Source organism: Agrilactobacillus fermenti (assembly GCF_047943045.1).
Lineage (GTDB): Bacteria > Bacillota > Bacilli > Lactobacillales > Lactobacillaceae > Agrilactobacillus > Agrilactobacillus fermenti.
In genome coordinates, this window is record NZ_CP181347.1 from 2,595,379 (window position 1) to 2,615,611 (window position 20,233).

20 protein-coding genes and 1 pseudogene are annotated in these 20,233 nt (G+C 37.2%); 16 read left to right on the top strand and 5 right to left on the bottom strand.

All coding sequences use genetic code 11. The features are described from left to right. The first annotated feature begins 13 nt into the window (after positions 1-13). The 7 genes from celB (at position 14) to ACNAN0_RS12860 (ending at position 6,510) form a co-directional block, all read left to right on the top strand. Positions 14-1,315, top strand: coding sequence for a PTS cellobiose transporter subunit IIC (gene celB, locus ACNAN0_RS12830; RefSeq protein ID WP_416353488.1), 1,302 nt, complete (start codon positions 14-16; stop codon positions 1,313-1,315). A 36-nt stretch (positions 1,316-1,351) separates the two neighbouring features. Then, positions 1,352-1,669, top strand: a complete 318-nt coding sequence (locus ACNAN0_RS12835) for a PTS sugar transporter subunit IIB (protein WP_416353489.1) — start codon at positions 1,352-1,354, stop codon at positions 1,667-1,669. Positions 1,670-1,691: 22 nt separating this feature from the next. Next, positions 1,692-2,012 (top strand): PTS lactose/cellobiose transporter subunit IIA, encoded by a 321-nt coding sequence (locus ACNAN0_RS12840; RefSeq protein WP_416353490.1) that lies wholly within the window; start codon positions 1,692-1,694, stop codon positions 2,010-2,012. 18 nt (positions 2,013-2,030) lie between these two features. Next, complete coding sequence (locus tag ACNAN0_RS12845; protein ID WP_416353491.1) at positions 2,031-3,110, top strand: DUF871 domain-containing protein; 1,080 nt, start codon at positions 2,031-2,033, stop codon at positions 3,108-3,110. A 145-nt stretch (positions 3,111-3,255) separates the two neighbouring features. Continuing rightward, positions 3,256-4,437 carry an enhanced intracellular survival protein Eis gene (gene eis, locus ACNAN0_RS12850; RefSeq protein WP_416353492.1) on the top strand — a complete coding sequence of 394 codons (1,182 nt, stop codon included), beginning with the start codon at positions 3,256-3,258 and terminating at the stop codon, positions 4,435-4,437. Between the two features lie 152 nt (positions 4,438-4,589). Continuing rightward, a complete protein-coding gene (locus ACNAN0_RS12855) occupies positions 4,590-6,053 on the top strand; it encodes a sugar porter family MFS transporter (RefSeq protein ID WP_416353493.1) in 1,464 nt (487 codons plus the stop codon). Positions 6,054-6,309: 256 nt separating this feature from the next. Beyond that, a complete protein-coding gene (locus ACNAN0_RS12860; RefSeq protein WP_230914557.1) occupies positions 6,310-6,510 on the top strand; it encodes an immunity protein in 201 nt (66 codons plus the stop codon). 105 nt (positions 6,511-6,615) lie between these two features. On the opposite strand, the gene ACNAN0_RS12865 is transcribed toward ACNAN0_RS12860, so the two are convergent. Continuing rightward, entirely contained in the window at positions 6,616-6,906 is a 291-nt protein-coding gene (locus tag ACNAN0_RS12865; protein ID WP_230914558.1) for an ArsR/SmtB family transcription factor, read from the bottom strand. A 180-nt stretch (positions 6,907-7,086) separates the two neighbouring features. On the opposite strand from ACNAN0_RS12865, the pseudogene ACNAN0_RS12870 reads away from it, so the two are divergent. Next, positions 7,087-8,250, top strand: a pseudogene (locus ACNAN0_RS12870) (MFS transporter). A 69-nt stretch (positions 8,251-8,319) separates the two neighbouring features. Here ACNAN0_RS12870 and ACNAN0_RS12875 read toward each other — a convergent pair. Then, entirely contained in the window at positions 8,320-8,997 is a 678-nt protein-coding gene (locus ACNAN0_RS12875; protein ID WP_230914560.1) for an MgtC/SapB family protein, read from the bottom strand. A gap of 87 nt (positions 8,998-9,084) precedes the next feature. Continuing rightward, positions 9,085-9,645, bottom strand: a complete 561-nt coding sequence (locus ACNAN0_RS12880; protein WP_230914561.1) for an amino acid biosynthesis protein — start codon at positions 9,643-9,645, stop codon at positions 9,085-9,087. A 398-nt stretch (positions 9,646-10,043) separates the two neighbouring features. On the opposite strand from ACNAN0_RS12880, the gene ACNAN0_RS12885 reads away from it, so the two are divergent. Continuing rightward, positions 10,044-10,448, top strand: a complete 405-nt coding sequence (locus tag ACNAN0_RS12885) for a hypothetical protein (RefSeq protein WP_416353494.1) — start codon at positions 10,044-10,046, stop codon at positions 10,446-10,448. 99 nt (positions 10,449-10,547) lie between these two features. Here the strand turns inward: ACNAN0_RS12885 and ACNAN0_RS12890 are convergent, their stop codons facing one another. Further along, positions 10,548-11,387: a helix-turn-helix domain-containing protein gene (locus ACNAN0_RS12890; protein WP_416353495.1), complete on the bottom strand. Its 840-nt coding sequence runs from the start codon at positions 11,385-11,387 to the stop codon at positions 10,548-10,550. Positions 11,388-11,516: 129 nt separating this feature from the next. On the opposite strand from ACNAN0_RS12890, the gene ACNAN0_RS12895 reads away from it, so the two are divergent. From ACNAN0_RS12895 to ACNAN0_RS12915, 5 genes are all read left to right on the top strand, one after another. Continuing rightward, on the top strand, positions 11,517-12,764 hold the full coding sequence (locus tag ACNAN0_RS12895; RefSeq protein ID WP_416353496.1) for a sensor histidine kinase: 1,248 nt from the start codon (positions 11,517-11,519) through the stop codon (positions 12,762-12,764). A gap of 106 nt (positions 12,765-12,870) precedes the next feature. After that, entirely contained in the window at positions 12,871-13,593 is a 723-nt protein-coding gene (locus tag ACNAN0_RS12900; RefSeq protein WP_416353497.1) for a LytR/AlgR family response regulator transcription factor, read from the top strand. A 310-nt stretch (positions 13,594-13,903) separates the two neighbouring features. Continuing rightward, positions 13,904-14,788 carry an ABC transporter ATP-binding protein gene (locus ACNAN0_RS12905; protein ID WP_416353498.1) on the top strand — a complete coding sequence of 295 codons (885 nt, stop codon included), beginning with the start codon at positions 13,904-13,906 and terminating at the stop codon, positions 14,786-14,788. Beyond that, positions 14,788-15,546, top strand: a complete 759-nt coding sequence (locus ACNAN0_RS12910; RefSeq protein ID WP_416353499.1) for a hypothetical protein — start codon at positions 14,788-14,790, stop codon at positions 15,544-15,546. The genes ACNAN0_RS12905 and ACNAN0_RS12910 overlap by 1 nt, the downstream gene beginning before the upstream one ends. Before the next feature lie 77 nt (positions 15,547-15,623). Further along, a complete protein-coding gene (locus ACNAN0_RS12915; protein WP_416353500.1) occupies positions 15,624-17,210 on the top strand; it encodes a polysaccharide biosynthesis C-terminal domain-containing protein in 1,587 nt (528 codons plus the stop codon). Positions 17,211-17,508: 298 nt separating this feature from the next. Here the strand turns inward: ACNAN0_RS12915 and ACNAN0_RS12920 are convergent, their stop codons facing one another. Next, entirely contained in the window at positions 17,509-17,961 is a 453-nt protein-coding gene (locus tag ACNAN0_RS12920) for a hypothetical protein (RefSeq protein ID WP_416353501.1), read from the bottom strand. A gap of 115 nt (positions 17,962-18,076) precedes the next feature. On the opposite strand from ACNAN0_RS12920, the gene ACNAN0_RS12925 reads away from it, so the two are divergent. Together ACNAN0_RS12925 and ACNAN0_RS12930 are read left to right on the top strand one after the other, a co-directional pair. Further along, positions 18,077-18,607 (top strand): NAD(+) diphosphatase, encoded by a 531-nt coding sequence (locus ACNAN0_RS12925; RefSeq protein ID WP_230914564.1) that lies wholly within the window; start codon positions 18,077-18,079, stop codon positions 18,605-18,607. Between the two features lie 184 nt (positions 18,608-18,791). Continuing rightward, a complete protein-coding gene (locus tag ACNAN0_RS12930) occupies positions 18,792-20,210 on the top strand; it encodes an oligosaccharide flippase family protein (RefSeq protein WP_416353502.1) in 1,419 nt (472 codons plus the stop codon). The last annotated feature ends 23 nt before the right edge of the window (positions 20,211-20,233 follow it).

A 20,233-nucleotide genomic window follows, 5' to 3' on the forward strand; every position in this document is an offset into this window, starting at 1 on the left:
GGGTGCGTACATAATGGGCAAAGATAAGAATAGTAGTTTTATCAATGAGAAGCTTGTCCCTTTCTTCTCGAAATTAGCTGCTTCTAGACATCTGGTAGCTTTACGAGATGGGATGGCAGCAGCAGTACCAATGATTATTATTGGGTCGGTATTCATGATTATTGCCCAGTTCCCGATCAAGGGCTATCAAGCCTTCATGTTACAAACGTTTGGGAAGAATTGGGCAACGGTCATTCAGTATCCAACCGATGCATCATTTCATTTAATGGGTTTGGTGGCCGTGTTTGGGATCGCTTATAACTTAGCTAAAAGTTATAAAGTTGATGCTTTCTCAGCGGCTATTGTCAGTACAGGTGCTTTTATTCTCACGATTCCAATGCGGATCGATAAAGCCGGTGCCTTTTGGATTCCTTTACAACAATTGGATTCCAGTGGTTTGTTTACAGCAATTTTAGTAGGTTTATTCATTACAGATTTCTATGTTTGGTTAGTCCACAAAAAGATTACGATCAAAATGCCTGAAAGTGTGCCGCCAGCTGTTAGTAACTCGTTTGCTTCATTAATTCCTGGTGGCTTAGCCTTAGTCCTTGTTTGGTTGATCAGACTTGGCGTTGAAGCAACACCAATGGGTAGCATTCCTAATATCATTACATTCTTCTTATCTAAACCACTAGGAACGCTCAGCAATACGTTGCCAGGCGCCTTGGTTGCTGAATTTGTCATTTGTTTGCTTTGGATCTTCGGAATCCATGGGGCCAACGTGGTTAGTGGGGTCATGATGCCAATTTGGTTAAATGCCATGAATCAAAATGCAGCAGCCATGAAAGCTGGACATGCTTTACCAAACGTTGTCACGCAACAATTTTTTGATAATTTCGTACACATGGGCGGTTCCGGTGCAACGCTAGGTTTAGCCATGATGTTAGCCTTTATGTCTAAGAGCGTCGAGTTTAAGACGCTAGGTAAATTAGTTGCCGGACCGGCAATTTTTAACATCAATGAACCAATTGTCTTTGGTTTACCAATCGTTATGAATTACCGCATAGTCATTCCATTCATTGCTGCACCGCTCTTCAATGTTTTATCTACGTATGTAGCCATGTCTACTGGCATGGTGGCACGAACGATGGGGGTTATGGTGCCTTGGACGACGCCGCCAATTATTTCAGGCTTCTTGGCAACCGGACACTTATCTGGCGCTGTGTTACAACTCTTTAATATTGTGATCGATGCATTGATTTACTGGTACTTCTTCAAAGCCTTGGACCGCGATAAATTGAAAGAAGAAGCCCAGTTTGCGGCAAAAAATGCTTAAAAATTTGGATATTAAATTAAAAAAGGGGTAATAAAAATGGCTGATAAAACAATTATGTTAGTATGTGCTGCAGGAATGTCGACAAGTTTAATGGTAAGTAAGATGCAAAATGCCGCGAAAGATAAAGGCATTGATGCTGAGATTTTTGCCACGGCAGCCTCAGATGCAGATGAAAAAATCAATACAGAAAATCCGGATGTTTTGATGTTAGGCCCACAAGTTAGTTATTTATTAAAGGATTATCAAGGCAAAGTTGATATTCCTGTTGAAGTGATCAACATGCAGGATTACGGCATGATGCGTGGCGAAAAGGTGCTTGATGAAGCGCTGAAATTAATTGACGAAGCTAAATAATTTGAATTAAGGAGATTGGGCCATGACTGAAGAGGACAGCAATTTACAGGTAACGATGCAATTGATCATTAGTGGGGGTAATGCCAAAGGTGCCGCAATGGAAGCTATTAATGCTGCCAAGGTAGGCGATTTTGACGAAGCCGAAAAGAAGTTAAAAGCTGCAGATAAATTTTTAAGCGAAGCACACAATGCCCAGACTGGGATGTTAACAGAAGAAGCCCAAGGGCATCATGCTGAAGTGAATTTATTAATGGTTCACGGGCAGGATCATGTAATGAATGCTATTACTTTTCGTGATTTAGCTGGGCAAATGGTTGATTTATATAAGCGGATCAAAAAGTAGTCAATAGGGAGTTTGCATATGTTAGGTATTTCGTTTTATCCAGATAAAGAATCGATTGCAGATATTCAAGCCTATATTCGCAAAGCGGCAAAATTGGGGTATCGGCGCTGCTTCACAAGTTTGTTGGAGTTGGGTAAAAATGCTGATGATACCATCGATCGTTATCAACAAGTCATTGAGACAGCTAGAGAAAATCACATGGCCGTTATTTTAGATGTCAATCCCAGTATTTTTGAGGCGTTAGACATTTCCTACAAAGATTTGCATTTCTTCAAGGATATTGGTGCTACGGGTATTCGCTTAGATTCTAATTTTGATGGTTTAGAAGAATCCTTAATGAGTTTTAATGAATTTGGGTTGGATATTGAGTTGAATATGAGTAATGACAGCTCGCCAATTTTTGATTTCCAACCGAATATGACGCATGTGATCGGCTGCCATAACTTCTATCCACAGCCTTTTACCGGTTTGAGCTTAGATTATTTTATGAAATGTTCAGCTTACTATAAGCAAAAGGGCATGCGCACAGCTGCCTTTGTGACAGCAGCAACGGGGGTAGATGGACCACACGATTATAATGATGGTCTACCAACTTTGGAGATGCACCGTAAGATGGATATTGTGACGCAAGCCAAACATTTAATCGCGACTGGTTTGATTGATGATATTATCATCAGTAATGCAATTCCAGATGACGCAGAATTGGAGGCACTAAGTCAGCTAGATCAAAGCCAATTGAAACTAGCCGTTGATCCAGTAGCTAGTATTAGTCCAGTTGAACAGGAAATTTTATTCGAAAATCAACACTTTAATCGTGGTGATATTAATGAATACAGTATCCGTTCCACCTTCGTCCGTGTAAAATATCAAACGGCCGATATTCCAGAATTCAATGCCGTTGATCAGTTACAACCTGGTGATATCACGATTGGTAACAACAGCTTTGGCCAATACAAAGGGGAATTGGGTTTGGTAACCAAGCCCATGCCCAATGTTGGGGGACACAAAAATGTGGTTGGTCATGTGACGACAAGCAACCAATTTTTGATCCCGTATATCACCTCTTGGTCTAAATTCAAATTTGAGGTAAATGAATAAATTTGAAACATCAAGAGAGTGAAACAAAAGGCGTTGCCTTTTGGAACACCTTTAAGATACATTTGTTCGTGAAATAATTGGGGCCGTAGACAAAGCATTGGTTTTGTCCCGGCCCCTTCCTATTTAAGCTAAGGGAGTGGCTAATATGGCAGTAAGTTACAGATTGGGGCTTGAAGATGAAGCAAATTTCTATCAATTATATTTATATGCTTTTAATCGTCAGGATAGTGACGCACGACGCGCATTTTTTAAAACGCGGTATGCGCACGCTCAAGCATATGGCATCTATGATGATAAACAACAATTAGTTAGTGGACTCTATCAGCTGCCTTTTAAAGTAAACTTTTTTGGTAAAACGATGTCCATGGGGGGCATTGGCGATGTGATGACAGCTCCAGAAGCCAGTGGGCAAGGCTTAGCGAGTCTATTGCTGAAACAGACGTTGGTAGCGATGCATCAGCAAAAGACAGCTTTATCTTATTTAGCACCATTCTCATTTCGATATTATGCTAAGTTTGGTTATACCTATGCCTTTGATAAAGTATGCTATCAAGTACCTGCCACGTTGTTAAAAAATTATGCAAAGCCTTTGGCAGATGAACAAATTTACCGTTCTAAGCTAAAAGCGGTAAATATGGATACGTTAGCGCTAATTACCAAAAAATTTCCACAAGCAGCAGGTGGCATTATTCGTGAACAGTGGTGGTGGGATTATTTGCTCAAGAAAAATGATTGGGAACTGGTTTGTCTTTACCAACAGGATCGAATTATGGGTTATGCGTTATACGAACGACAGGCAGCACAATTCGTCGTTGAAGAGATGGCAACAGTGGATCAGCAGAGTCGTGATCGCTTATTTAACTTTTTTGCCGCACATAGTAATAATTTTGAAACTATTCGGTTTTATAAAGCCGGCAGTCAAGTTGACCTGGACCTGTTTTCTGAACCAAGTCAAGTGAAGACCCAAATTTTGCCTTATATGATGGCACGCATCGTGAATTTATCGGAATTTTTTAAAGCATATCCTTATCAAGGCAGGCTAAGCCAGCCAGTAACGCTAGCTATTTCTGACACGATCATTGCTGAAAACCAAGGTTTATGGCGTTTAGCAATGCAGGATGGTCAACTTGACCTGGTGAAGCAAGCTGATACGTTAGATCAAGCCGACATCCAAATATCGATCGCGGCATTAACGGCAGCCTGTCTCGGTGTTGCTAGCTTGAGCGACCTAATGCAACGTGGGCAGGTAGTAGGTACACCTGAACAAATTCAGATTTTAGATGAGCTATTGATTCATCAACGTGGGGCTATCTCTGACTATTTTTGAACTAGTAGACACTGAGTTTGGCTAATAGACCTTCATATGGAGACTAATTTTGACGAAATTAAGTTTTTGAGTTTATAATTATTATGTAAACAAATTAAATTTTAATTCGAACATCATTATTCTTTAATAGGTGAGGGGATCTTTATAGAGTTATGCTGAACAGTCAAAAACGATCCGTCTTTTCAAGTTATCAGGATAAAGCGTTGAATTTAAGGTTAAGCCATCTGGTACATAAGTTTCACATTCATTGGTCCAGTGCTCATTATTTGAAACTCGTCACGCATATTGTCACATTAGGCGGACTCTTGTTCGGATATGATACCGGTGTGATCAATGGGGCGCTACCATTTATGTCGCGCAGCAATCAGCTGAATATGTCGGCGAGTATGCAAGGGCTCGTGACCAGTGCCCTGACTTTAGGCGCTGCTTTTGGGGCAGTTTTGATCGGGCGAATTGCCGATAAAAAGGGCCGTAAGCGTGTATTAAGTGCTTTAGCGCTGCTCTTTATCTTAGGTACCGTAGGGTCAGCTCTTGCGCCAAGCGCCACGATTTTAATCTTCGTGCGCTTTATTTTAGGCTTAGCTGTTGGTGGCACTTCGGTCATCGTACCGTCTTTTTTAGCGGAAATCGCACCGTTGCGGTTGCGGGGACAAATTGTCACGCAAAATGAATTAATGATTGTTACCGGCCAGTTATTAGCTTTTGTTTTAAATGCCGTCTTAGGTAATCTTTTTGGTAATGTGGCAGGTATCTGGCGTTGGATGATCGTTTTAGCGTCGATTCCCGCAATTCTATTATGGCTGGGGATGTTCTTAGTACCTGAATCACCTCGGTGGCTGGTCGCACATGGTAAGTTGAACGCGGCCTTAGGCGTATTGAACAAGATTCGGTTAGCAGATGAAGCGAAACCAGAACTTGAACGCATTCAAAAAACAGCTCAAGCTGAAGCGCAATTAAAGCCGGCCTCATTCAAAGCTTTAAAAGTTTCTTGGGTTCGGCGTCTAGTATTGATTGGAATTGGTCTTGGTGTCATGCAGCAAATCGCCGGAATCAATGTCATGATGTATTATGGGACGACTATTTTGCAAAGCTCCGGCTTTGGCCGTAATGCGGCTTTGATCGCTAATATTTTTAACGGACTGACTTCTGTCATTGCCACTATCGTCACGATTCGATTGATGAAAACGGTCAAGCGGCGATCGATGTTGATCACTGGTATCTGTGGCACAATGACTGCCATGCTAGGGATTGCGTTAGCTAATCGTTTTTTAAGTGGTATGGCGATATTGCCTTACGTCACGATTGCTTTGACCATCGTTTATCTGGCCTTTTTCCAAAGTGCACTGGGACCGTTGACTTGGTTACTATTATCCGAAATTTTTCCAGAAAAGATCCGCGGTTTAGGGATGGGCTTTGCCACATTCTTCTTGTGGTTCAGTAACTTTATTGTAGGGTACTTGTTCCCGATTATCTTAGCTAAAATGGGTATGTTTGGTACATTCATGGTCTTTGTTGGCCTGAATGTTTTGTCGCTATTGTTTGCGATCAAATTCGCTCCAGAAACAGCCGGTAAATCTTTGGAACAGATCGAAGCTAAAGCCAAAGCAGATTTGTAATCTTAAACTATGTTTCACGTGGAACACCTTGTAACTGTCAGATATCATTTTGTGGACAGGTATAGGGTGTTTTTGAGTCTCGTTTATGATAAGAACTACTGGAATTGTCATGCCATTTTTGAATTGTCTGATAGACATTTATGAGTCAAGAACTGTTATAATGATTTTGAGATTAATAGTTGTTTTGCCAATATTGTTAACGCCTACAATAAATGGCGTAAATTACTAATTCAGCCTTTTAAGGGAGATGTGGGGTATGTTAAAGATCGTGATCGGTATCATCATGGTTATGTTTGGAGCAATTCAACTTTTTAACGTCTATAGGGCTTATAAAAGTCTACAAAAGAAGGGCACTGCTAGTACCTCAGCGTTCATGCCGTTAGCCCTGTGGAGTGCCACACTTTTTGGAATTTCTTTTGTAATCTTTGGGTTTGCTGTTATTTTCAATTGGCTGTAATCGTTGTTTGCTAATGTAAATATAATAAAAGTCGTCTGTAATTGGAGTGTGACTCCAGTCGCAGACGGCTTTTATTATGAAAGTTACAGGTTACTATTTTCAATATCATAGTGTGTCAAGAAAACCAGGCAAGAAAGTGTGAAATACTTCCAGGTTAAGGGAAACAAATTTATTTTTTCCAGACTTTCTTGTAGTTGTTAACCCGGCCTCACGCAAAGTTTTGAAATGATAAGAAACTGTTGACTTATTGATGTTAAGGGTTTCACCTATCTCTCCACAGCTCATTTCTTTTCCATTGGTATATAACATTTTGACAATTGTCAGTCTAGCTTCGTCCGATAAAGCTTTGAAGATTTGAACTCTAGTTTCGTTTAGGGATAATTGTTTGATAATCATGAATATATAGTACCATTGACAAGTGATGAGGTCAATGGTAACCTAATTAAAAACAGTTTGATTGTTTTGGAACTATTCAATTATAAACTTAATTGTCAGGGAGGAAATTATATATTTACATAATGCACTTTAGTTTCACGGTAGTTATATTCATAATTTAGAGAATATGAGGTACATATTTTGACATCAAAAAGATATTCATTTGTTTTTTTCTTAACAATGTTTTTAATCGGGACGGATACATTTTTAATCTCTCCACTGCTACCAACACTAAGTAAGATATATGCTATTTCTACATCTATATCCGGTTGGATGGTTAGTGCATATGCAATTGGATATGCCGCTTTCGCATTAATATCAGGTCCAATATCAGATGGTAGAGATCGAAAAAAAGTAATGATTTGGGGACTGGTTGCTTTTACAATATCTACGTTCCTATGTGCCTTTGCCTTTAATTTCCAATTGATGCTTCTGTTTCGCTTAATGGCTGGAATTAGTGCTTCTTTTATTACACCACAAGTTTAGGCCTCCATTCCGGTTGTGGTAAGCAAAGATAAAATTGTAAAAGTAATGGGGTATGCGACTGCAGGATTGTCAGTTTCACAACTTATAGGTATTCCAATAGGCAGTTATCTAGCAGCTTTTTCATGGCATATGCCATTTGTTGTCATCTCGGGGGCATCATTAATATTACTGTTGTTATTTATATTTGTATTACCAGAGTTAGAAGCAGGACAAAGAGAAAAATTTTCGTTTGCGAAAATATACAAAAGCATTTTAATTAATAATCGGTCAATGAGCTATTTGATAGCATACTTCATTTTTCAAACCGGATCTTTCGCATGTATGACATTCATTTCAACATGGTTTACACAGAGTTTTGGATTATCTTTGTCTGGTATTGGTACGGCAATGATTGCTATTGGAGCCGGGAACCTGGCTGGTTCACTGTTTGGCAATCGGATTGTAGATAAATTAGGTCTAAGAAAAACTTTCCTTTATGAACTAATTTGCTTAATTGATGTGTATCTGTTATTGCCATTTGCAAAAGTCTTTTGGCAAGCAGAAGTTTTGTTAACTGTTGTATTTTTATTGAATGGCTTTTTATTCCCACTCTTTATGACAACACTTCAAAGCACTACTGAAAATGCACGTAGTACTATTTCTTCATTATCAAATGCTGCTATGTATTTTGGTGAAACGATTGCTGGAATTGTCGGCGGACTTCTGTTTAAACAGTTTTATGGTTTCACTAGTATCGCAATATTTGCGGCAATTCTAATTATGCTTTCAGTTATATTGTATGCAAAAACTGGAATTTTCAAGAAAAATTCAGCTGATTAAAATCAAAAACAATAGACCGCCTAACGTAATAATATTCTTACGCTGGACGGTCTATTCTTATAAAAATAATTAATCCATTTGCACTTTTTTAACATTACTTTGGCTGCTTACGGTCAGAAGTAGTCGGTTGCGATTAAATGAATGTTCCACTTTGCCGTAAAGTTGAATCACCATGCGATCCTTAGAAATGTGAAGAATTTGGACTTTAACATCTTGAACACCGGCTTCTGTCAAGGTTTGCTTCAGCTCGGTAATTTCCTGTTGATTATTATTGATCTCGACACGCAAATGTAGAGCGACATGGCGGATAATATGTTGTAATAAGAAACCATCACGAATAATGCGTTGGACTAGAACGATGAACAGGGCGGAAACGATACTGATGAAGTATAGTCCAGCACCAACGGCCATGCCAACTACGGCAGTGGTCCAAACGCCAGCTGCTGTGGTCAGACCGTTAACACCATCATTCTTGACCAGGATCGTACCGGCACCGATAAAACTGATCCCACTAATAATTTGAGCGGCGATCCGTGAAGGGTCTAGGGCAATGTTATTATGCGCTAAAATGTCATAAAAACCATATTTGGAGATGATCATGGCTAAGGCAGCACCGATGGCAACAATCGTGTGGGTACGAATCCCAGCATTTTTAAGTCGGCTGGAGCGGTCATAGCCAATCATACTGCCACATAGGGCTGCAACTAGTAAACGTAATAACCAGTCCAGTTGTACACCGATCGACATGAACGGACCTCCTTTCGTCAAAACTTACAAGAATTTATCTCAATTATTATACGCGCGTTGAGAAATTGTTGAAAGGGGTCGAAAGTACTAAATAATTTGATATAAGCACCAAACCATCTTTGGCTGCCAGACTTTTAAAATCTGATCAGTCGCTCGCAAGGTAATAATTCTAGCGTTGGTCAGAACATAGCGAACGGGATTATTAAGAAAGATTTGGTAAGCTTGATATTTGCTAGGGCTTGTTTTAATTACGGCATCAGGTAGCTGCTGCAATAACAATTTGGCAGTCGCTGCATGGGTAAAGGCAATTTGATTGGTCACCAAGGTATTTTCAAGTAGTAAGAGCTGGTCTAATTGATTGGTAAAACTAGTTTGTAAATCTAAATGATCTAACTGGCAATAATGGATATCACCCCAAGTTTCGTGTAAGACTTGCGATTGGAAAGCGGCAGGGATCCACAAGTATTCAGATTTGTAATCGGTTAAATGCGTTAAGATAGTCTCGTAATTAGGATGTAATTGAATTTGAGCAGTTACATGCTGCTGGGCAAGATAAGTCTGAATAGCTAAGCAGCTATCTGTAGTAGTAGGTCCGAGGGTGTGAATGAGCATAGACCTTGACGTGGCGGGTGCTTGTGACAATGACATACATGCGACTCCCTTCAAAAACTAATTCGAGGTCATAAAAAAACCGACTAGAACAAAAATATTTCTAGTCGGCTACTTAGGTTATCGCAAGTTTACTGACTAGATTAGTGTCTAGTCGGCATTGGAAATTACAGCTTGGCGACTTTAGACACGGGTAAATGGAGAATCGCCCGTATCTAAAATGATACGGACGCTAGCTAAAGTTGCTAAAGCTAAATTTAGTTTTTGAAAGCTGCGTCCGTAAAAGTATCACTGTATTCCTCCTCGATTATTAATTATTCTCATTAAATCATAATGATTCACAGCCGTCAATAAAATCTAGGTGAATTGTAGGTGTTAATTTGACACCTTTATTCGGTATAATGGGCACCAAAGGACAGAAAACTGGGGGATTTTACGTGAGATCAAAGAAAGCAATAGGGCTGGGACTTATAGCAATACTTTTACTATTGGTCGGTGGTAGCTATTATTATCACAAAAACTATCAGAATAAATATGGCTACCAGTATCACAGTATTCAAGATACTAAAAGAATGGCCCGACGCCTAAGCCAAATTGATCGGACCATCGATGACTTAGAGACCGAACAGAACCAAATTGAAGCACAGCGGCAGTTTAACCCTGATGATCGGGATCTAAGTCTCAATCAAACTTCTTGGCAAAAAGCTGCCGATATTTTGGCTAAAAGCAAGAAGTATGAACGTCAATTGAAGCAGTTACAAGCAACATCGCAACAGACCAAAACACCACGAGCTCGACTGGCAAAATTGATCCAGTGGGTCAAGATGGTTCAGGCTGAATGAAAGGTAAATTATTGTTAAATTTGGAGTTATGCTAAAATAAAAAGTGTAGTGGGATCGGTTTTGGAAGTGATATCAATCCGTCGCTGAATTATTTTGCGCTTAATCAATTAGCGTTTCGATTAGGTTACTTTGATCTTGATCATATGAAAGAAAAGTATCAGCGTAGGCTTTCAATTGAGCGGTTTTACCCTCAGAAACTTTGAGCGCTTGTGCATTTAGATAAGCTGTATGCAATAAATTACCAATGAAATAAGCCGTGCCATTTTTTTTATTGAGTTGAAGTGCCCGATTGATATATTGCATTGATAATTTATGATTTCCTTTTGCCGTATAAAAACGGCTAATACAATCGGAAATATAACATACTTCTAAAGCTGTACTATTGGCGATTTGGCTGTTTGCCTTTGTAGCCTTGCTGACTAAGTCATAGAAATAAGTTGCTTCTTCGATTTTTTCAAGTTTATAGTAAGCTGTACCTTTTATGGTGTAGGCAAGCAAAGTGTAAATGTTATAGGAATCGTTCTTAGTGAGGGTTAGAATTTTATCACAATCAAACAGGCTATCCGAATATTGATTAGTCATTATTTTTTGTAAAGCTGTAATCAAATTGAACTGTATTTGTTCTTGTAAATTTAAGGTGGCCTTTTTAATGATAGCTATCTGATCATTGACCTTCACCGGACGATTCAATAAAAGTGCTTTTTCTACACTGATCAAAAGGTCGACAACTTCGCTGCCGCGCTCATTAAAGTCCGAAAAGACATCGTTTAACGTGATTTTAAGGCGTAGACAAAGCTGGACTAATATTTTTACGGTTGGCGCAATGTTATGTTTTTCAATTTTACTGATGGTATTTTGTGTACAAATCCCATCAGCTAGTTCAAATTGTGTCATACCTTGCTGCTTTCTGGTTTCAGTAATTATGTTGCCGAGAAACATCGTGATTTCACCTCTAAATTTTATAAATTTACAACTAGAAGGGGGGGACTAGTTATGGCCACACCCACCAGTGTGAGTCTTTCATTGGAAATATTTTCTAATTTTCTATACTTCTTTTGTGTGTACCAAATGGTCAAAATAGATTATACCAAAAGGAACCTATTAACGATTTTTGGGCTGATCGTCGTCAGCACTTTGCTAGATTCTATCCTGTTTACAGGTATAAATATTTTGCTTTTACCACTAGGCACTATATTCATTGTAAAGTGGCAAAAATTAAAATTAGTCAATAAAGCTAATATTGCTTTAACAGCGATTATAACAACTTTACTCGCAACAAACGTGACAGGGCTAATCTCCTTAAAAGTTATCCGCTATCTTCCGGCAAGCGGACTAATTCGATGGCTGCCATTTGCTCTATTTAATATGCTATTAGCAGCAATATTTGTTTATGCCGGTACCTGGGGCCTCATATTCTTAATTCAGAGATGGCGATTATTAGATGTTACTTCGACTAAAGCCAACTTAATCATTTTCCCTTTACTCCTGGTTGTTGCGATCCCATTCATAAGTTCAATTTTCGTTGCTCAAATTCAGAATCTAAAAACTAAAATGATGCCGAGAATTATACTCATGATTGTTCTGTTATTAGTAGTCATAGCTACTATTGTAATGGTTGCGCTAAAGATAATCACTCAGAATTTAAAAAGGCGATTAGAACAGCGGCGACAAGCAGATATGCTTCAGTATTTGAAAAACCTTGAAGCTAAAAATTTGGAATTGAGACGATTTAAACATGACTTTCAAAATACCTTGTTAACAATCAGTGTTTTGCTACAAAAATCAGATTTTGAAGATATCGAGTTGTTAATTAAAGATTTAACTCAAGAGAAACACCTGCCTGTACGTAAAAGTGTCACTAATGAATATGAAATGATCGATAATATTAAAAGTGAAATCTTAAAGGGCATGGTCATTAATAAACTTTTTGAAGCGGAAGAACAAAATATTGCCGTTGATCTAGAAATCGAATCAGTTCCAGAGATTAGTAAGGCTGATAGTGTTAAATTAGCTAAGATTATGGGCATTCTTTTTGATAATGCAATTGAGGCAGTTCGTGATAGTACTAAGAACCTATCTTTTGCCGTATTAAATGGTGGTGATACAGTCGAATTGATTTGGCGTAATGCTCTTGATAAAGATGAAAAATTAGATTTACAGCAAATATTTAAGTCAACGTATTCAACCAAGGGGCGCACCCACGGCTTGGGCTTATCGACGGTAAAACAACTTGTTGATGATTCAGAAAACTTATTAATTAGTGTGGCCAAAAACCACGGAGAGATAACATTCACATTAACCTATTTAGTTTCATAGATAATTAAGCAAAAGCATTTTATAATATAATTGTGACTTAAAATCACGTATATGTTATATTATAACAGTCAATTAGTTAAAAATAAACATATAAAGGAGGCACGTTATGAAAATAGCTATCTGTGAAGACAATGTACAATTATTGTCACTTTATAAGGTTATCATTGGCAATTTTCGAGAGAGCAATCCGGATAAGGGTGTAGAACTCTCTTTGGCTACATCTAGCCCCAATACGCTACAAAGTTTTGCTAAGATGAATACTACGCAACCAATTTTCTATATTCTTGATGTAGAATTTGCAAATTCAGAAATAAAGGGTATTGATTTAGCAGAACAAATTAGACGTCAAAATTCCAGGGCTCAAATTGTATTTATATCTAGCCATGAAGAGTTCTCCTCTCTGGCAATTGAACGGAAAATTATGCCATTAGATTACATAGAGAAAAATAAAGGCTTGGCTTACATTGAAGAACAATTAAAACAGGATCTTACGGCGGCAATAGCTAGTAAGGAGAAATTTAGTTATAGTATCGGGCAACATGATTACACAATTGATGTTGATCAAATTCTGTATATTCAAAATTCCCATGATTCCCAAAAAATTATCGTATATACACGAAAGTCTGTGATTGAATTTCATGACTCTCTCGATTTTGTGGCTAGACAGCTACCGGAGTTCCTTAGGTTAAATGCCACGACACTAGTAAATCTCCAAAACATCAAGGATATTAATGAGAATGAACCGGCAATTACTTTTATCGGAGATGTAAATTTTAAAATATCGGGTCAGGAAATTAAATTATTGAAACATAGTCTGTCTTCACTTTAGAAAAAAATAGATCGGTTGATTTTTAAAATTAGTATATAGCCTTACGAGACACGGATTAATGCCTATCTTGTGGGGCTTTTAGTTTGGCTTAATTATCCTATTTTTACAAATCATATTAACGTTAATTGTATATTTAATATAAAAATAAATTTGATTAAATAATGCTGGTATCGTATAATTCTTTTCGTTGTTGGTTTTGTGAATTCTAGTTTTCAGGTTATTTCACTTGATTTTAAAATTGTCACGTTACAAGTAAACTGATGTCAATTCTGTTGCTACAGGTAATGATATATAAAAGCGAGGTATACAGATGCTTAATATTACAAATGTTAGTAAAAAATATGCAAAAAATTCGTTTTACTCTCTGCAGGATGTCAGCCTTTCAGTTAATGAAGGCGATATTGTGGGATTGATCGGGAAAAATGGCGCGGGGAAAAGTACCTTATTAAAGGTTATTACCAAGGCTATCAGACCTTCAAACGGTAAAGTTATTTATCAGAATCAGGATATATTTGAACAAAATAATGTTTTAGATGAATTCGGTATCATGATTAAACCAGTATTTTACCCATATTTAACGGTTCTTGAAAACTTAAACTTTTATTTGACGATTCACCAGAAGTTAAGCTATCAACAGAATATAGAGAGTATTTTAAAACTAGTGGATTTGTGGCAAGTACGAAATCGAAAACCAGGAGATTTTTCTTTTGGGATGAAGCAGCGTGTTTCGTTGGCACTGGCATTAATTACAGAGCCAAGCTTTATCGTATTGGATGAACCCTTTGTTGGTTTAGATCCGATCGGCGTTCAAAAGTTAATTCAAATATTGCATCAGTGGTCAGAAACTAGAAAGGTTTCAATGATCATTTCTAGTCACCAATTGGGTGAGCTAGAAAGTCTATGTAATCGATATTTATTTATCGAAGCAGGAAAATTACGTAATAAATTTAATTTGAATAAGGATCAAATGGTTATTGAATTAACTGAAATTAATCCTGAAATCAAGTCATCTCTACAAAAATTTGCGTCCTATATTCAATGGTCAACTGTGGGAAATAAATTAATGTTGCCTAAAGCGTTAGATAATAAAATTAAGAACCAGATTTTCTTGATTCTATCTAAAGGTAACTTAATCAAACAAATCTCTTATCCCAAAGATCAGTTGGAAGATTATTTTCAGGAGGAGACTAAATAATGAATTATTTATATAAACCTATGTTTAGAATTATGTATAAAAAAAAGGAAACAAAACTGTTATTAGCTTTTTGCGCTTTTCCTCTAATGTTGATACTAGTGGACATGTTTGATACAAACTTTATGCAATTAAGCGCACCTAAGGGATCAATGAGTTTTTTAGAATTCTTTGGTGCTGTCACAAATGTGCAATACCAACTTACGTTGCCAGCGATAGCTTTGATTTATCTAACCACTACATGTATTCATGACGAAATTAGTTCCAGTGTAATCTATCTATTTAAAGATATTAAGAGAAGTAAAATTCTAAACGCTAAAATTGCTGCTCTCGTTTCTATCTACCTTAGTTCCTTTGTAGCCTTATTTTTTACAAGTTTAATTACTTACTATGGATATCTAAAGAACTTAGCATATACTTCAGGTACTTTTTTCCCCAGTCATAGTAGTGATTTGAAATATGTTATCGTCACTATTTCAGGGATATTGTGTATGTCTATTTTAATTGTTATTTTATCAACAGCTATGTCAATTAAATTTAACAATGGCGTCACGATTTTAGTCAGTGTTGTTTTTGCACTTGTTAGTTATATTGCACCGAGATTACAGTCTTTAAGATACGTTTTTCCAAATGGATACGGCCAACTGTATGGCAGGTTAGGCTTCGGTATCGCTATGTTTTTGATTCTAGGTTTGTTTATTGCTTATAGCGCTATCTTTTATGTGTTTGCTACCCGTCAGTTTGAAAAGATAGATTTATAGGCTGACATAAAAATTGGGAAATGTTTCAATTCTAATCTAAAATTTATAAATTAATTAAATCGATAAGGACAATCTTCGTGAATAAAAAGTTTATAGCAGGGTCTTTCTGGTTATCCTTTGGTAGTATATTTTCTCGAGCAGTCGGAGTAGCCTATTTAATTCCATGGCTTGGAATGATGGGCTCTAATCAAAATGCGAATACTGCCCAAGCACTTTTTAATGTGGCGTATACACCATATGCCCTTTTTATTGCTTTAGGTACGGCTGGTTTTCCTTCTGCTATTGCCAGGGGGGTTTCTGAATACAATGGTATTGAGAATTACTATGAAAGTAAAAAGCTGTTTTATTTAGGCTTTGTCTTTATGGTAATAACTGGTATATTAAGCGGTTTTATTTTATACTCCATAGCGCCATTACTCGCAAGTACCAGTCCAGTTTTATCAAAAACAAATGGCATTATGGCAATACGCGCTGTGGTGCCAGCAATGGTAATTTTACCATCAATGAGTATTGTTAGAGGATGGTTTCAAGGGAATCAGGAGCTTAGTTATTTTGGAGTATCACAAATATTTGAGCAAGTGGCGAGAATTATTTTTATATTATTGAGTACATATTTAGTAATATCTATATTTCACCAAAGTTTTATACTTGCCGTTTATTTTAGTGTTTTTGGTTCTTTTGTAGGCGCGCTAATCAGTTACATCTACTTAGTCAAAGCTTATACCAGAAATAAGATAGAATTTCCAAATATCCAGGTTGGCCTGAAAGACATGTATCACTCTAGAAGAATATTTATAAGATTAGTAGTTCAATCATTGCCATTTGTCTTTGTTGGATCTGGTATAACCATAATGCAATTAATTGATCAGCTATTCTTTAAAAGCATTATGTTAAGTACTCATCATTTTAATGCCGCTGATGTTCAACAGATATATACATTATTTTCAGCAAATCCCAACAAAATTACTACTGTTATTATATCTATAGCTCTATCAATTTCAGAGACTAGTCTGCCACTATTAGCCTCTGAATTTAGGCATCCAACAAAAATAAAAAAACTTTTAGAACAAAATATTAGTTATTTACTTTTTCTTCTCTTACCAATTGCAATAGTGGCGTGTTTTCTGGCACCAGAAATATATGGCCTATTTTTTGGATTTAGCCAATTGGGACCGAAATACCTTATTTGGAATATTTTACAAAGTATCATACTTTCAATGGCTATAAATGGACTAACCGTTCTTCAAGCACCTCACCAGAGTAAACGAGCGCTAGTTTATCTAGGTACAGGACTAATAGTTAAAGTTGTACTTCAATATCCCTTAGTCTATGTATTGGGTGGATACGGTGCAATATTAGCAACGGGGATATCATTTTTAATTACCGGTGTACTTTGTTATAGAAGTATACTATATCGAGTAAAAGTAATAAGTAGAACAATTCGACGAATAATTACTTGTAATTTGATCTATGCTGCAGTTCTATTTATTGCGCACGTCACAGTAGGTGGTTTATTTAACCCCACAACAAAAGGATATGCTTTTTTACTCTCTTCGGTAATTGGTGTTGGAGCGCTAACCTTATATATTTTAATAGTTGATAAGTTAGGGGTATCCTATATTCTTTTCAATAGAAAATTAATTTTCGGAAAAGAAAAAAAGTGAGTTTATATCATCCTAGTTTAAGGTATATCTAGATCTACTTCCCTAACAAAAAGAGCCGAGAAAGTTTATTTCTCAGCTTTTTTGTTTTCTAATGTTAACAAGTCTAATTTTTTTGTACATTTTTCATAAATTGCCACAGATTCAGTGGATCCATGAGCTGTTGATTACAGCGCACGCTGTCACGGCAAATATAATCGCCCTTTTTGGTGTAAGTGCCATCATAGTTTATCGTTGTAGTTGCCAGGAAAAGCGAAACCTCTGAATGATGCTGACAAATTGCACAAAATCCTGGTTGCGTTTAAGTAGCTAAGTGGCCTTGAACGCCGATTAGGGTATCATCATGATAAGCTGTAATAAATTTCTGTTTTTGGCCAGGATCGTTCCAACCAAGGTAAGATAAGTCGCGGGGGTCTAATTGTTGCGCAAAATCAGGAACGTTTAATTTTTTAGTTTTGGCAAATAACTTACTTAAACGTGCTTTTGAAGGAATTTCAAAAGGAATAACGAAATCTTTAAAATTTGCCAAGATCGTGTTGGCTGTGTTTTTGCGTAATGTAATGTCAGACACCGTGTGAATTAGATTGGCTATTTCTGGATAATCATGACCGACAATCTCGTGGATTCGATCAGCTGTTATGGACTGCAATGCCTGTAAAGTAGTCAAATCACTTACATGTTGGTAGGCCTCAACCAGGGTGAGGACTTGCTTTTTGATAAAATGATACTGATAAGGTTGTATTTTTGCTTCCATTAATTAATTCCTTTCTGGAAAATCTTCTAAACTTTGTGTGCTTGTACTTTATACATAAGAGGGGTAATCTACGACTATATATCGACTAGATATGGATTTGGAGGTTTATCACTTCATGGCTTATAATTTTTGCCCAACCTGTGGTACAAAGTTAATTTTAAAGACTGCTGGGGATGATGGGAAAATACCCTATTGTTCAGTTTGTGAACGTTTTTGGTTCCCCGTGTTCACTGATTGTGTACTGGTATTAGTACACAATGAATTTAACGAAATTGCCCTAGCTAAGATGCCTTATCTCTCCGAGAAATATGAATCGCTTATTTCTGGATATATGCAGGTTGGTGAAACTGCAGAGACCGCAGCAGCACGTGAAGTTGAGGAGGAATTGGGGATCACTGAGCTAACTAATTTGCACTTTACAGGGACTTATTGGTTTCATAAAACTGGCGTATTGATGCATGGGTTTATTGCCTTAGCGAAAAAACAAAAATTAACTTTATCCTCAGAACTAACTTCTGCAGAATGGGTGCCTGTTGACAAAGTACCGAATTTTTTATTTCCAGATAGTTCAGATAATGCGGCTTTTGCAATTTATCGGCATTACTTACAAGAAATTAAATCTAATATAAATCATAAAATAGTATAAGGAATTGTGATTGCTCTCAAAGCCTAAATTTTTATTTAAGCTTTGGGAGTTTTTAGATAGCCTTAGTTGACTTTTATTGATTGTGAATAAAGTGTAAAATGATTTTTATTTTAAATTTAGGTTTCTTTTCAGCCAAACTTTGCTAAACTGAACAAGATTGATATTTTTTAGATGGAGATTTTTGATGAAAGTACTTAAAAATTACATGTATAATGCTGGCTATCAGATCCTGAACATGATTATTCCACTTTTTACCTATCCCTATATTACCAGAGTACTATCTAGAACTGGAATTGGGATCAATACTTCTACGAATTCAGTGGTCAATTATTTTCTGCTGGTAGGTCAGCTGGGCATCATGATTTATGGAAATCGTGAAATTGCGACGGTGCGGGACGACCCTGATAAGCGGACCAAAGTTTTTTGGGAGATTACCTTCCTGAAGTTCATTACGATCGCTGTTGCCTATGTGGCTTTCTTGATATTTTTAAACTGGGAATATGAATATCAGAAATATTTCTTTTTCCAATCCTTTCTGATTATTGCCGGTGCCTTTGATATTTCTTGGTTCTTCATGGGTCTAGAAGATTTCCGTAAGACGGTCTTGCGGAACATGCTGGTTAAAATTGTTTCAACTATTTTAATTTTTACCTTGATCAAGCAACCTAGTGATTTAGGGGCTTACATCTTGATTCTGACACTCTCTCAATTACTGGGGAACTTGACGTTGTGGCCTTATTTGAAGAACTTGGTGGGGGTACCAAAGTACAAGGAGCTGAACATTTTGCGCCACTTCAGCCCAGCACTGATCCTATTATTACCGCAAATTGCTGTTACTTTGTATACTTCATTGAACCGGACCTTGATTTGGAAGCTAGATAATGTAACTGCGGCTGGTTTTTTTGATTTGTCAGATAAGATTATCCAGCTGTTGCTGACACTGGTAACATCGCTGGGAGTTGTATTGTTACCACATATGGCACATCTATTTGGTAACAATAAGATGGATGAAGTCAAAAGTTACTTATATAAATCCGCTAATGTGATGCTTGGCTTGTCAGTAGCGTTGACATTCGGGATCATGGCTGTTTCACAAAAATTCGTCTTAATTTATTATGGCCGTCCCTACCAACAAGTTGGTGAATTAATGGCGATTCAAGCACCAGTGATTATTTTTATTGCCTTAAGTAATTTGATTGGACAACAATATCTATTACCCACCCGCCGCAATAAGCAGTACACTGTGACAATAACAGTAGGGTCGGTGTTGAATGTTATTTTTAGTATTCCAGCAATTTTGACCTTTGGGGTTGAAGGTGCCATGTATGCGGCCGCAATCGCCGAATTAGCGGTTACGGTTTCACAATTGATCGTTGTTCGCCATGAATTGGACTTCAAACAGCTTTTTTCTGGAACTTGGAAGTATCTACTAGCCGGATTAGTGATGGGTATAACGATTCGTGTTATTGACCCAATGTTGAAGCTGAGTATCCTTAATTTAGCTTTAGAAGTTGTGCTGGGCGGTGCGATTTATGTTGTTTTAAACATTGTTTTACGAACACCGCTGGCGCAGATGGTGCGTGCATTTGTGAAAGAGCATTGATTAGTTATAGCTAAAATTTAAAG

What these genes read in the sequence shown, in the direction of transcription:
- celB (WP_416353488.1), top strand. Translation starts at nt 14, where the DNA reads ATGGGCAAAGATAAGAATAGTAGTTTTATCAATGAGAAGCTTGTCCCT.
- ACNAN0_RS12835 (WP_416353489.1), top strand. Translation starts at nt 1,352, where the DNA reads ATGGCTGATAAAACAATTATGTTAGTATGTGCTGCAGGAATGTCGACA.
- ACNAN0_RS12840 (WP_416353490.1), top strand. Translation starts at nt 1,692, where the DNA reads ATGACTGAAGAGGACAGCAATTTACAGGTAACGATGCAATTGATCATT.
- ACNAN0_RS12845 (WP_416353491.1), top strand. Translation starts at nt 2,031, where the DNA reads ATGTTAGGTATTTCGTTTTATCCAGATAAAGAATCGATTGCAGATATT.
- eis (WP_416353492.1), top strand. Translation starts at nt 3,256, where the DNA reads ATGGCAGTAAGTTACAGATTGGGGCTTGAAGATGAAGCAAATTTCTAT.
- ACNAN0_RS12855 (WP_416353493.1), top strand. Translation starts at nt 4,590, where the DNA reads ATGCTGAACAGTCAAAAACGATCCGTCTTTTCAAGTTATCAGGATAAA.
- ACNAN0_RS12860 (WP_230914557.1), top strand. Translation starts at nt 6,310, where the DNA reads ATGTTAAAGATCGTGATCGGTATCATCATGGTTATGTTTGGAGCAATT.
- ACNAN0_RS12865 (WP_230914558.1), bottom strand. Translation starts at nt 6,906, where the DNA reads ATGATTATCAAACAATTATCCCTAAACGAAACTAGAGTTCAAATCTTC.
- ACNAN0_RS12875 (WP_230914560.1), bottom strand. Translation starts at nt 8,997, where the DNA reads ATGTCGATCGGTGTACAACTGGACTGGTTATTACGTTTACTAGTTGCA.
- ACNAN0_RS12880 (WP_230914561.1), bottom strand. Translation starts at nt 9,645, where the DNA reads ATGTCATTGTCACAAGCACCCGCCACGTCAAGGTCTATGCTCATTCAC.
- ACNAN0_RS12890 (WP_416353495.1), bottom strand. Translation starts at nt 11,387, where the DNA reads ATGTTTCTCGGCAACATAATTACTGAAACCAGAAAGCAGCAAGGTATG.
- ACNAN0_RS12895 (WP_416353496.1), top strand. Translation starts at nt 11,517, where the DNA reads ATGGTCAAAATAGATTATACCAAAAGGAACCTATTAACGATTTTTGGG.
- ACNAN0_RS12900 (WP_416353497.1), top strand. Translation starts at nt 12,871, where the DNA reads ATGAAAATAGCTATCTGTGAAGACAATGTACAATTATTGTCACTTTAT.
- ACNAN0_RS12905 (WP_416353498.1), top strand. Translation starts at nt 13,904, where the DNA reads ATGCTTAATATTACAAATGTTAGTAAAAAATATGCAAAAAATTCGTTT.
- ACNAN0_RS12910 (WP_416353499.1), top strand. Translation starts at nt 14,788, where the DNA reads ATGAATTATTTATATAAACCTATGTTTAGAATTATGTATAAAAAAAAG.
- ACNAN0_RS12920 (WP_416353501.1), bottom strand. Translation starts at nt 17,961, where the DNA reads ATGGAAGCAAAAATACAACCTTATCAGTATCATTTTATCAAAAAGCAA.
- ACNAN0_RS12925 (WP_230914564.1), top strand. Translation starts at nt 18,077, where the DNA reads ATGGCTTATAATTTTTGCCCAACCTGTGGTACAAAGTTAATTTTAAAG.
- ACNAN0_RS12930 (WP_416353502.1), top strand. Translation starts at nt 18,792, where the DNA reads ATGAAAGTACTTAAAAATTACATGTATAATGCTGGCTATCAGATCCTG.